Annotated in this window: 11 protein-coding genes; 7 read left to right on the forward strand and 4 right to left on the reverse strand. The window is 74.0% G+C overall.

The window, feature by feature from the left end:
• Positions 1 to 77: 77 nt before the first annotated feature.
• Positions 78 to 1,613: an APC family permease gene (locus tag EDM22_RS11195; protein ID WP_122937131.1), complete on the forward strand. Its 1,536-nt coding sequence runs from the start codon at positions 78 to 80 to the stop codon at positions 1,611 to 1,613.
• Positions 1,610 to 3,247 carry an amidohydrolase gene (locus EDM22_RS11200; RefSeq protein ID WP_245989332.1) on the forward strand — a complete coding sequence of 546 codons (1,638 nt, stop codon included), beginning with the start codon at positions 1,610 to 1,612 and terminating at the stop codon, positions 3,245 to 3,247. The genes EDM22_RS11195 and EDM22_RS11200 overlap by 4 nt, the downstream gene beginning before the upstream one ends.
• A 120-nt stretch (positions 3,248 to 3,367) precedes the next feature.
• On the opposite strand, the gene EDM22_RS11205 is transcribed toward EDM22_RS11200, so the two are convergent.
• Both EDM22_RS11205 and EDM22_RS11210 read right to left on the reverse strand, forming a co-directional pair.
• Complete coding sequence (locus EDM22_RS11205) at positions 3,368 to 3,955, reverse strand: TetR-like C-terminal domain-containing protein (protein WP_122937132.1); 588 nt, start codon at positions 3,953 to 3,955, stop codon at positions 3,368 to 3,370.
• On the reverse strand, positions 3,948 to 4,874 hold the full coding sequence (locus tag EDM22_RS11210) for an alpha/beta fold hydrolase (RefSeq protein WP_122937133.1): 927 nt from the start codon (positions 4,872 to 4,874) through the stop codon (positions 3,948 to 3,950). The genes EDM22_RS11205 and EDM22_RS11210 overlap by 8 nt, the downstream gene beginning before the upstream one ends.
• Before the next feature lie 100 nt (positions 4,875 to 4,974).
• Here EDM22_RS11210 and EDM22_RS11215 point away from each other — a divergent pair, with 100 nt between their 5' ends.
• The 5 genes from EDM22_RS11215 to EDM22_RS11235 all read left to right on the forward strand — a co-directional run bounded on the left by EDM22_RS11215 (position 4,975) and on the right by EDM22_RS11235 (position 8,301).
• Positions 4,975 to 5,349 (forward strand): hypothetical protein, encoded by a 375-nt coding sequence (locus tag EDM22_RS11215; RefSeq protein ID WP_122937134.1) that lies wholly within the window; start codon positions 4,975 to 4,977, stop codon positions 5,347 to 5,349.
• Positions 5,350 to 5,482: 133 nt separating this feature from the next.
• Positions 5,483 to 6,115, forward strand: a complete 633-nt coding sequence (locus tag EDM22_RS11220; RefSeq protein WP_122937135.1) for a DUF937 domain-containing protein — start codon at positions 5,483 to 5,485, stop codon at positions 6,113 to 6,115.
• A 113-nt stretch (positions 6,116 to 6,228) separates the two neighbouring features.
• Positions 6,229 to 6,675 (forward strand): FAS1-like dehydratase domain-containing protein, encoded by a 447-nt coding sequence (locus tag EDM22_RS11225; RefSeq protein ID WP_122937136.1) that lies wholly within the window; start codon positions 6,229 to 6,231, stop codon positions 6,673 to 6,675.
• Entirely contained in the window at positions 6,675 to 7,106 is a 432-nt protein-coding gene (locus EDM22_RS11230; RefSeq protein WP_122937137.1) for a MaoC family dehydratase, read from the forward strand. The genes EDM22_RS11225 and EDM22_RS11230 overlap by 1 nt, the downstream gene beginning before the upstream one ends.
• A gap of 1 nt (position 7,107) precedes the next feature.
• A complete protein-coding gene (locus tag EDM22_RS11235) occupies positions 7,108 to 8,301 on the forward strand; it encodes a UDP-N-acetylmuramate dehydrogenase (protein WP_122937138.1) in 1,194 nt (397 codons plus the stop codon).
• Between the two features lie 447 nt (positions 8,302 to 8,748).
• Here the strand turns inward: EDM22_RS11235 and EDM22_RS11240 are convergent, their stop codons facing one another.
• Both EDM22_RS11240 and EDM22_RS11245 read right to left on the reverse strand, forming a co-directional pair.
• Positions 8,749 to 10,458 carry a long-chain-fatty-acid--CoA ligase gene (locus EDM22_RS11240; RefSeq protein ID WP_122937139.1) on the reverse strand — a complete coding sequence of 570 codons (1,710 nt, stop codon included), beginning with the start codon at positions 10,456 to 10,458 and terminating at the stop codon, positions 8,749 to 8,751.
• Positions 10,455 to 11,531: diacylglycerol/lipid kinase family protein (locus tag EDM22_RS11245; RefSeq protein WP_245989333.1), on the reverse strand; the 1,077-nt coding region annotated here is incomplete at its 5' end. The genes EDM22_RS11240 and EDM22_RS11245, both read right to left, overlap by 4 nt.

An 11,531-nucleotide genomic window follows, 5' to 3' on the forward strand; every position in this document is an offset into this window, starting at 1 on the left:
GCGCCGACCATGGCTCCTGACCGCAACCCCCGAGCCGTCCGGATCGACCGTGACGTCTCGAGCAAAGGAGCCGAGCAATGACCCTCATCGACAGGGAGCCGAACGAACCCGTGAGTGCTGAGCCCGGAGGCGCGCAGCCCGGCGGCGGGCAGCCGGGAGGCGTGCAGCCCGGACGCGCGCCGGCCCCGGCGGGCCTGCGCCGCAACGCGCTCGGCACCGGCGGCATCGTCTTCATGGTGATCTCGGCGGCGGCCCCGCTCACGATCATCGCCGGCGTCGCACCGCTGGCCATCCTCGTCGGCGGCGTCTCGGCTCCGCTGGCCTACACGGTCGCCGGCATCATCCTGGGCATCTTCGCGATCGCGTTCATGGCGCTCACCCGCCACGTGCGCTCGCTCGGCGGGTTCTACACCTACATCACCGCGGCCCTCGGCAAGGCCGTCGGCCTCGGGTCCTCGCTCGTCGCCCTCGTCTCCTACAACGCGCTGCAGATCGGCCTCTACGGCCTCATGGGCGCACAAGGGCAGGCCCTGCTCGCGAACGAGTTCGGCATCGACGTGCCGTGGTGGGCGATCGCGTTCGTGGGCATCGCCGCGGTGTTCCTCGTCGCCTGGCGCGGCATCGACGTCGGCGCCAAGGTGCTCGGCGTGCTGCTCACGCTCGAGGCGCTGATCCTCGTCGTGCTCGCGGTCGTCATCCTCGCCCAGGGCGGGGCCGCGGGCATCACGTTCGGCTCGTTCGACCCGGCCAACCTCCTCAACCCCGGCATGTTCGCGATCCTCGGCGTCGGCTTCGCCGCCTTCATGGGCTTCGAGTCGACGGCCCTGTACCGCGAGGAGGCGCGCGACGCCGACCGCACGATCCCGCGGGCGACCTACATCTCCGTGATCTTCATGGCGGTCTTCTACGGATTCATCGTCTGGGCGCTCATCATCGGCCTCGGCGAATCCGATGCGGTGCAGGCCGCGGCCGAGAACACGGCGGGGCTCGTGTTCGCCGAGGCGGGCCACTACCTCGGCGCCTGGGCGGAGCTCGTCATGTACCTGCTGATCATCACGAGCGTGTACGCCTCGCAGCTCGCGTTCCACAACGCGATCAACCGCTACACCTTCTCGCTCGCCCGTGACGGCGTGCTCCCGAAGGCCCTGCACCGCACCGACCCGAAGACCGGATCGCCCGTGGCATCCGGCGTGCTGCAGACCGTGCTCGCCGTGGTCGTCGTCGGCATCTTCGCGGTGCTCGGACTCGACCCCTACCTGCAGCTCCTGTTGTGGGTGAACAGCCCCGGCGTGATCGGCATCATCGTGCTCCAGATCCTCACGTGCCTCGCCGTGGTCGTCTACTTCGTGAAGCACCGGCACCTGGAACGCCGGTGGTACGTACTGCCCGCGGCGATCGTCGCCGGCCTGCTGCAGACGGGCGTGCTCTGCATCCTGTGCGCCTCCTACGACCTGCTCACCGCAGCGGGCCCCGTGATCAACGCGATCCTGATCGGCATCACCCCGGTCACGTTCGCCGTCGGCGTCGTGCTCGCCCTGGTGTGGCGGCGCACCCGCCCCGACGTGTACGCGCGGATCGGCGGCGGCTCCGGCAGCGAGGAGGTGGCCGCGTGAGCGAGCGCACCGAACTCGTCGTCCGCGCGGGCGCGGTCATCACCCCCGACGTGCTCGCCGGCCGCGTGCCCGCCGAGCCCGGCTTCATCGCGATGCGCGACGGCGTCATCGTCGCGGTGGGCGCCGCCGACGCGGCCGATGCGTGGGCGGATGCCGCCGACCGAGTCGTCGACGTCGCGGGCGGCACGGTCACGGCGGGCATCGTGGATGCCCACATCCACCCCATCATGGGCCTGCAGATGACCCGCGGCGTCGACCTCTCCGGCATCCGCGAGTGGGACGCCGTACGTGCGGCGCTCGCAGCGTGGGTCGGCGAGACCGACGAGCCCTGGATCTTCGGTTGGGGCCTCGACCCCATCGTCTTCGGCGCGGCCGAGCCGTCGTTCGCGCTCTTCGACGGCATCGGCGACGGGCGACCGGCCTATGTGACCATGTTCGACGGTCACTCGGCGCTCGCCTCCCGCGAGGCGATCGGCATCGCGGGTGTCACCGGCGACGAGACCTTCGCCGATGCCTCGTCGGTGGCGGTCGACCCCGACGGACGTCCCACCGGCCTGCTCCTCGAGATCAGCGCCCAGTCCCTCGTCTGGCCGCACCTGCCCGAGCAGACCTTCGAGGAGCGCGTCGAGGCGCTCGGGGCTGTGTTCCGCGGCATGGCCGAGGTCGGGATCACCTCGGGCCAGATGCTCGATCTCTCGGCGCCCGACTCCTTCGAGCTCCTCGAGGAGCTCGAGCGGCGGGGCGAGCTGCCGATCCGGCTGCGCATCTCGCCGTGGGTCATGCCCGGGTTCGCCGAAGGCGACCTCGAGCGCTTCGCGGCGCTGCAGGGCCGGGCCGGCCGCCGCTGGCACGTCACGGGCATCAAGCTCATGATCGACGGCACGATCGACAACGGCACCGCGTGGCTCTACGAGCCCGACACCCGCGGGGAGTCGACCGAGTCGCTCTGGCTCGACGAGGCGCAGTACGCCGAGGCGGTCGCGTTCTTCCACGGCCGCGGCATCCCGACGACCACCCACGCGATCGGCGACCGGGGCATCGGCTTCGTCGCCGAGACCCTCGCCGCGCAGGCGCCCAACGGCACGGTGCACCGCATCGAGCACATCGAGACGCTGCCCGATCACGTGCTCGAGCTCATGGTGCGTGCGGGAGTGGCCGCGAGCATGCAGCCGACCCACTGCACCCTCTACAGCCGCGCCGACCACACCGACAACTGGTCGCAGCGCCTCGGCGACGAGCGGGCGGATCGCGCCTGGCGCATCGGCGACCTGCGGGCGCGCGGCGTGATCGTCGCGCTCGGCTCCGACTGGCCGATCGCCCCGTACGACCCGCGCGCCACGCTCGCGTCCGCGACGCTGCGCCGCCCCGCGGGGCGTCCCGACCTCGAGCCGGTGCAACCGTCGCAGGCCCTCTCCCGGGCCGCGGCCCTCGAGGGCCACACGAGCGAGTGGTGGCGGTCGGTCGGCGAGCAGGGCGGCACGATCGAGGTGGGCATGCCCGCCGACCTCACCGTGTTCGCCGACGACCCGCTCACGACCGATCCCGACGCGTTCGCGACGTCGCCGGTGCTGCTGACGGTGGTCGACGGCGCAGTCGTCGTGGACCCGGCCGACGTGCTGGCGCCGCGGGGCTGACCGTCGAGGGCGCGGCGCCGGTCGGCGGCGTCGCGCCCCGGCTCGGCCCGAGGGCGTCGCGCCCGCGTCTCAGGCCGTCGCGCGTCTCAGGCCGTCGCGCGTCTCAGGCTGCCGCGCGTCTCAGGCCGTGGCGAGCCGCTCGATCCCCAGGACCGCGGTCGCGACGACCACCTCGAAGCTCTCGTCGAGCGAGTCGGGCAGGCCGAACCCGCCGCCCTGCTCGAGCGCGATGAAGCCGTGCACGCACGCGCGGAGCATGCGCACCGCGTCGACGGTGCGTTCTTCGGGCACCCCGAACCCGCGCAGCACGGTCGCGATCGCGGCGACCGCCTCCGCCCCGGCGGCACCGAGCTCGGCGTCGGCGGGGTCCTGCGGGTCGGCGGCGTGCTGCGCGGCGGCGTACAGCGCGGGGTGCTCGGTGGCGTACGAGCGGATGCCGCGGGCCACGGCCCGCACCGCGTCGGGCCCCGAGCGCCCCATCGCCTCGCCCGCGATCCGTCGCGTGAGCGCGCGCACCGACACGAGGGCCACGCCCCGGCGCAGGTCGTCGAGGCCCCCGACGTGCTTGTAGAGGCTCGGCACCGCGACGCCCGTGCGTGCGGCGACCGCAGCGAGGGTGAGGGTGTCGAACCCGGAGGGTCCGGCCGCGTCGGCGACGGCGAGCGCGGCGTCGACCACCGCGTCGCGGCTGAGCCCCGCCCTAGGCACCGGCGTGCCCCGCTCCGTCGGCGGCCGAGCCCTTCGCCGCCGAGCCCTGGGCGTGCTGCTGCGGCATCCGCCACCCGCCGGATGCCGCGGGGTCGCGCAGCCCGGCGAGGAACTCGAGCACGGCGGGCACCGTGACGTCGGGGCGCTGGGCGTGCGGGTAGTGGCCCGCGTCGTCGACGACGAGCACCTGCGCGCCGTGCTCGCGTGCCCACCCGGATTCGACCGCCACGTCGTAGTCGGGGTCGAGGGCGCCGTACACCTGGAGCATGGGCGCCTCGACGTCGTCGATGCGGCGCTCGGCGGGCTCGTGCGTGAGCACGACCGTGAGCCGGCGGAACTGGCGCAGCCGGGCGGGGTCGCGGAACGAGGCGTACAGCGCGGCGAGGTGCTCGTCGAGCCACGGCGCGCGGCGCCCGCGATTGAGCGAGGCGTAGTACCCGCGCCAGAAGCGCGCGCCCCACGGCCGTGCGAGCACGACGCGGTAGAGCAGCGGCATCACGGCGCGCATCGCGGCGGGCGCGGGCGGGTTGCGCAGGAACGGCCCGAGCCCGACCAGCCCGGCGACCTCGCGGGGTGCCTCGGCGGCGGCGATGACGCCCGCGCCGGCGCCCATGGAGTTGCCGATGAGCACGGCCGGGCCGCCGCCGAGTTCGCGCACGAGGGCGAGCAGGTCGCCTGCGGTGGCCTCGTCGCCGTGCTCGGAGAAGCCGGTGGTCGAGTCGCCGTGGCCACGCAGGTCGGTGACGGCGATGCGGTAGCCGGCCGCCACGAGCGGGCCGACGAGTTCGCGCAGCGAGCCGCGCAGGTCGCCCATGCCGGGCACGGCGACGACGAGCGGGCCCTCGCCCACGACGGTGTACGAGATGCTGCCGTCCGGGCGGGCGAGGTGCTGCACCGTGGCGGCTGAGTTGATGTCCATAGCCCACAGGCTAATAGCATTAGCCAGATTGTGCAAGACCCGGCTGACGGATGTCGCAGCCGCGCGATAGCGTGGCCCCAGCACGCACCGGGAGGCGCACATGACCGAGCACGACCTCATCGCCGCCTGGCGCGCGAGCCGCTGGCACATCATCGCGGCGCAGCTCGCACCCACGTTCCTGCTGGCGCTCACGGTCTGGTTCCTCATGCTCGGCCTCGGACAGGCGGCGCTCGCCACGAAGCTCGCCGCCGCCGGCATCCTGCTCGCCTCGGGCGTGCTCGGCGCCGTCGCGCAGATCAGCGCCGCCGACGAGGGGCTCGCCGTGGTCGAAGACCTGCGGGCGCTGCCGCCGGTCACGGCGCTCGGGCGCCGCGTCGCGGCATCCGCGTTCTGGATGCAGGTCGTGAAGTTCGTTGCGCCCACGATCTTCGTGCTCATCTACCTCGTGCTGCTCGTGGCGATCTTCCTGGGCTGACCCGCCGCCGCGCCCGCGCCCCGCCCGTCCGCCAGGTCCGCTGGGAAGCCCCTCGATGCGCCTTCCGGCGCCGCCCGCCGCCCGTTAGCGTGAGACCGGGTGCCCGACGGCGGGCACGCGAAGGGGGAGCCGCATGGCCGCGTACGACGACATCATCGCCAACATCCCGATCTCGGACCTCGCCGGCAGGCTCGGCGTCGACGAGGCCACCGCCCGGCAGGCGGTCGACGAGGCGCTGCCGGCGCTCCTCGGCGGCATGGGCGCCAACGCGCAGGACCCGGCCGGCGCCGCATCCCTCGAGCGGGCCGTGCAGCAGCATCCGCCGTCGCTCTTCGCGGGCGGCGTGAACCTCGACGAGGTCGACGCCGACGACGGCGACAAGATCGTGCACAACGTCTTCGGCGCCAACACCGACCGGGTCGTGCAGACCCTCGGCTCGCAGGGCAAGGCCGACACGGGCCTCATCGCGAAGCTGCTGCCGATCCTCGCGCCGATCGTGCTGAGCTTCCTCGCGGGCCAGTTCGCGAAGGGGCAGGCGAAGTCCGCGCCGCAGGCCGATGCCTCGAGCGGCTCGGAGGGCTCGGGCGGCGGCATCGGCGACCTGCTCGGGGGACTGCTGGGCGGTGGCGGCAGCGGCGCCGCGGGCGGCGGCATCGGCGACCTGTTGGGCGGGCTCCTCGGCGGCAGCGGCAGCGGTGGCAACGGCGGTTCGGGCGGCGGCCTCGGCGACCTGCTCGGCGGACTCCTGGGCGGCGGCAAGCGCTGACCTCCGGGTGCGACGGGGCGGATGCCACGGCACCCGCCCCTGCGAGCGCCCGCTGCCCCGGAGCAGCGCCGACCGGCCCCGAGCCCGCGCGTGCCCCTGCGTAGACTTGCACGGTGCCAGTGAATCCGGAGCTGCAGGGTCGCGTCTTCCCGCCCACCCCGCCCTACCTCGTCGGCCGTGAGAAGGTGCGCGAGTTCGCTCGCGCCGTGTTCGCGACCAACCCCATCAACCACGACGTCGACGCCGCGCGCGCCGCGGGCCACGCCGACGTCGTCGCGCCGCCCACCTTCGCCGTCGTCGTCCAGGAGTCCACGCTCGCGCAGCTGCTCGCCGAGCCCGACGCCGGCATCGACTTCACGCGGGTCGTGCACGGCGACCAGCGCTTCACCTTCTCGCGGCCCATCGTCGCCGGCGACGAGCTCGTCGCCACCCTCACGGTGTCGAGCGTGAAGACCCTCGGGGCGCACTCGATGGTCACCGCCGAGTCCGCGATCGCGGATGCCACGGGGGAGCACGTCGTCACGGCGATCTCCACCCTCGTCGTGCGAGGAGACGAGTGATGCCCGCCGCCACCCCAGACTTCGACGCGCTCGCCGTCGGCGACGTCGTCGCCGAGCGCACGTTCGCGCTCACCCGCGACTCGCTCGTGCGCTACGCCGGTGCGTCGGGCGACTTCAACCCCATCCACTACCGCGACGACGTCGCGGCATCCGTCGGCCTGCCGGGCGTGCTCGCGCACGGCATGCTCACCATGGGCCTCGCGGTGCAGCCCGTCGTCGACTGGGCCGGCGACCCCGCCCGCGTCGTGGACTACCAGGTGCGGTTCACGCGGCCGGTCGTGGTCGACCCCGAGTCGGGCGCCGAGCTCACCGTGTCGGCCAAGGTCGGCCAGCTCGACGCCGAGGCCGGCGCCGCCCGCATCGACCTGACGGTCTCGTTCGAGGGCGCGACGGTGCTCGGCAAGGCGCAGGTGCGCGTGGTGCTCCGCTGACATGACCGACGCACGCTTCTCGGACCTCACCACGCTGCAGGTCGGCGGACCCATCGCGCACCTCGTCACGGCCACCACCCAGCGCGACCTCGTCGAACTCGTCACCGAGGCGCAGCACGAGGGCGGGCGCTGGATGGTCGTCGGCGGCGGATCGAACCTGCTCGTCGGCGAGGAGGGGTTCGACGGCACCGTGATCCGGGTGGCGACGAAGGGCATCGAGGTGCTGCCGGCGCCGGCCGATGCGGCCGACGCCGTCGTCCGGCTGCGCGTGCAGGCCGGCGAGAACTGGGACGACCTCGTCGCGTGGACCGTCGAGCACGGCTACGCGGGACTCGAGGCGCTTTCGGGCATCCCCGGCTCGGTGGGCGCGTCGCCCGTGCAGAACATCGGCGCCTACGGGCAGGAGCTCGCGGCCGCGCTCGTCGGCATCGAGTTCCTCGCCGAGGGCGACGACGAGCCGCACGTCATGACCGCCGAGGAACTCGAGCTCGGCTACCGCACCTCGGTGCTGAAGCAGGGCCTCCGCGGCGTCGTGGTCTCGGTCGACCTCGTGCTGCACGACACCGCGGCCGAGCGCGCCGTGCTCGGCGAGGCGCTCGGCACGCCCATCGCCTACCGCCAGCTCGCCGACGCCCTCGGCGTGCAGCTCGGCGACCGCGTGCCGGTGGCCGCGGTGCGCGAGGCCGTGCTCGCCCTGCGGGCGGGCAAGGGCATGGTGCTCGACCCCGCCGACCCCGACTCGGTGAGCGCCGGATCGTTCTTCACGAACCCGATCGTCACCGAGCGGGTCGCGCGCACCCTGCCGGCCGATGCGCCGCGCTGGTACGTCGAGCCCGACGAGCCCGACGAGGTCACGCCCCTCGCGACGCTCGCGAGCGAGTCGCCGCTCGACGCGTTCCTCGCGCACCAGGCCTCGCTCGAGCAGGCGCAGTCGTCGACGGATGCTGCGCCCGCCGAGCCGCTCGTGAAGCTCTCGGCCGCGTGGCTCATCGAGCACTCGGGGGTGCGCCGCGGATTCGCGCTGCCCGGCTCGCGCGCCGGCATCTCCACGAAGCACACGCTCGCGCTCACGAACCGCGGCGGCGCGACCGCCGAGGAGATCGCCCAGCTCGCCCGATTCGTCCGCAGTCGCGTGCAGTCCGAGTTCGGCATCGTGCTGCACCCCGAGCCCGTGCTCGTGGGCATCGAGCTGTAGCGCGGGACGCCCGCCCCTTCGGGGCCGCTCCCCGCCCCTTCCGCGCCGCTCCCCGCCCCTCCCGCGCCGCGCTCCCGCCCCCTCCCGCGCCGCGCTGCGCCCCTCCCGCGCCGACCACCTCGCGCGGGAGTGAGGTTTGCGTGCTGGAGTACGCCGCGCTCGGCACTCCAGCACGGAAACTTCACTCCCGCGGGATGGAGGGACCTCGAGCGACCGCGAGGTCACTGCGCATTCCGCTGCTGCACTCTCGTCGCGCCGGCGCCGACCACTTCGCGTAGGAGTGAGGTATGCGTGCTTGGAGTAGACCGTGCGTGGCACTCCAGCACGGAAACTCACTCCCGCGGCGGAAGCACGGCGGGGGCGCGAGGCGGGAGCGAGATGGGCGGGCGGGAAGGAGCGGGAGCTCGCGGACGCGAAGCAGCGGGGGCGCGCGGGCGGCCCCCCTGCTCAGCCGGCCGCGCGTTCCGCGAGCAGCTGGTCGCGCACCTGGCGCCGCAGCACCTTGCCGATGAGCGAGCGCGGCAGCTCGTCGACCTGCACGACCTGCTTGGGCACCTTGTAGGGCGTGAGGCTCTTGCGGCAGAACTCGCGCAGCGCGGCCGCGTCGAACGCGGCGCCCTCGCGCAGCTCGACGGCGGCCGCGACATCCTCGCCGCCCGACGAACGCGGGAGGCCGACGACGGCGGCGCCGCGAACGTCGGGATGCCGCAACAGCACGCCCTCGACCTCCGAGGGCGACACGTTGAAGCCGCCCGTGATGATGAGCTCCTTCACCCGGTCGACGATCGTGACGAAGCCGTCGTCGGAGACGCGCACGATGTCGCCCGTGCGCAGCCAGCCGCCCGGCAGCAGCGTGTCGGTGGTCTCGGAGGGCCGGTGCCAGTAGCCCTGGAATACCTGCGGCCCGCGGATGAGCAGCTCGCCCTCCTCGCCGGCCGGCCGGTCCTCGTCGGGATTCGCGGGGTCGACAACGCGGATCTCCGTGCTCGGGAACGGCACGCCCACCGTCCCCGGTCGCCGGGTCGGTCCCATCGGGTTGCCGACGGCCACCGGTGAGGACTCCGTCATGCCGTAGCCCTCGACGAGCAGGCCGCCCGTCGTCGACTCCCACCGGTCGACCGTCGCGACCGGCAGGCTCATCGCCCCGGAGATCGCGAAGCGGACCTGCGACAGCAGGCCGACGGCGCCGCGCCGCTCGGCCGCCCGCGAGAGGGCGTCGTAGATCGGCGGCACTGCGGGCAGGAACGTCGGCGGCGTGTGCTTGGCGGCGGCCAGCACGAGTTCGACGTCGAACTTGGGGAACAGCACGAGCCGCGCCCCCATGCTCATCGCGAAGGTGAGGCAGAGCGTCATCCCGTACGCGTGGAAGAGCGGCAGCACGCCGTAGAACACCTCGTCGCCCTCGCGCAGCCCGGGCACCCAGGCCTGCCCCTGCATGGCGTTCGCGCGCAGGTTGCGGTGGCTCAGGATGGCGCCCTTCGGGATGCCGGTGGTGCCGCTCGTGTACTGCAGCAGCGCGGTGTCGTCGAGCGTGGGACGCGGATGCCGCTTCGACAGCGCCCGTCCGCCGGCGACACGCTCCCAGTCGAGCACGCCGCGGGCGCGGGGCGGGGTCGTGAGCGCCGCGCGCGACTCCCGTGCCTTCGGGATCGGCAGGCGCAGCGCGAGGCGCTTCAGCAACGGCAGTGCCCGGGTCAGGTCGACGGCGACGATGTGCTTCGGGCGGATGTCGCGGGGGAAGTCGGCGATGGTGTCGGCCACGGCGTCCCACGTGATCGCCACCGTCGCGCCGTGGTCCTCGAACTGGTGGCGCAGCTCGGGCGGGGTGTACAGCGGGTTGTGCTCGACGACGATCGCTCCGAGCCGCAGCACCGCGTAGAACGCCGCCACGTGCTGCGGGCAGTTCGGCAGGATGAGCGCGACCCGGTCGCCCGCCCGCACCCCGAGCTTCCGCAGCCCCTCCGCAGCTCGCGCGATCTGCTCGCCGAGGCCGCGATAGCTCGTCTCGGCGCCGAAGAACTCGAGCGCGGGGCGCTTCGCGAAGCGGCGCACCGAGTCGTCGATCAGGTCGACGAGCGTCTGCGTCGGCTCGTCGATGTCGGCCGGCACGCCCTCGGCGTAGTGGGCGAGCCAGGGCCGGTGCTCATACGGATTCACGGGTTCCCCCTCGTCTGCGACGCCGTCGTCGCGGGTGCGGTGGCCGGGCGGTAGACGTCGAGCGCCCCCGGCACGATGCGGATGGTGGTGCGGTAGCCGGGGCTCGCGAGGTCGGCGGATGCCTCGGCGGGCGCGTCGAGCGCGACCTCGCCGTCGTGCGCGAACCCCGGGGGCTGTCCGCCGCGCGGTCGCACGAGCACGTCGAGCTCGTGCGCGGTGAACGACTCGACGCGTTCGGGCAGGAGCCGGAGGGCGCGGAACACCCCGGCGGTGCGCCGGCCGAACGCGAGCGAGGCGGCCACGCGGCTGCGCGATCCGGCGTGCAGCACGCGCACGTCGAGCACGCCGTCGTCGATGCTCTGCCGCTGCAGCGGCGCGGGCGTTCCCGGGTCGTTGCGGCCGACGCCGACGAACAGCGTCCAGACCGTGGCGCGCCGCCCGTCGAGCACGACGGTCACGGGGTCGGAACGGCGCAGCACGCGGGAGGCGGCGAGGGTCGCGGCGAGCCACTTGTTGGTCACCCGCTCCTCGAGCTGCTCCCGGACGGCCACGAAGTCCGGGTAGACGCCGACGGAGGCGGTGTTGAGCACGGTGATCGGCGCCTGCCGGCCGAAGGCGAGCTCCGCGACATCCGCCCGCACGCCCTCGCCGCGTTGCAGCGCATCGATCGCCAGGTCGACGGATGCCGCGCCCGCCGTGCGTGCGAAGTGGTTGAACGTGCCGCCGGGCACGACGAGCATCGGCACGCCCGCGCGCCGGGCCTCATGGGCGACGGCCGCGACGGATCCGTCACCGCCGCACGCGCCGACGATGCGGGGCGGATCCTCGCGGTCGAGCGCGGCCCGCACGACGGCACCGGGGTCCTCACCCTCGGCGAGCTCGTGCAGCTCCGCGAGCGGAAGCCGTTCGGCGAGCACCGCGGCGGGATCGGAGCGCACGACGCTCGTGCCCGACGAGCGATTCACGACGACGAACACGCCCTCGCCGTCGGGCGACGCTGGCAGCGCGCGATCCACGCCGGGCGGCGCGGGCGGCGGGGGCGGGCCCGGCCGGGGGCGCGCCACGACCGCGCC

The organism is Agromyces tardus (assembly GCF_003710805.1).
Classification (GTDB): domain Bacteria; phylum Actinomycetota; class Actinomycetes; order Actinomycetales; family Microbacteriaceae; genus Agromyces; species Agromyces tardus.

Bases quoted from the DNA above. Each gene is read 5' to 3' on its own strand.
- EDM22_RS11195 (WP_122937131.1), top strand. From the start codon at position 78: ATGACCCTCATCGACAGGGAGCCGAACGAACCCGTGAGTGCTGAGCCC.
- EDM22_RS11210 (WP_122937133.1), bottom strand. From the start codon at position 4,874: ATGGACATCAACTCAGCCGCCACGGTGCAGCACCTCGCCCGCCCGGAC.
- EDM22_RS11215 (WP_122937134.1), top strand. From the start codon at position 4,975: ATGACCGAGCACGACCTCATCGCCGCCTGGCGCGCGAGCCGCTGGCAC.
- EDM22_RS11220 (WP_122937135.1), top strand. From the start codon at position 5,483: ATGGCCGCGTACGACGACATCATCGCCAACATCCCGATCTCGGACCTC.
- EDM22_RS11230 (WP_122937137.1), top strand. From the start codon at position 6,675: ATGCCCGCCGCCACCCCAGACTTCGACGCGCTCGCCGTCGGCGACGTC.
- EDM22_RS11235 (WP_122937138.1), top strand. From the start codon at position 7,108: ATGACCGACGCACGCTTCTCGGACCTCACCACGCTGCAGGTCGGCGGA.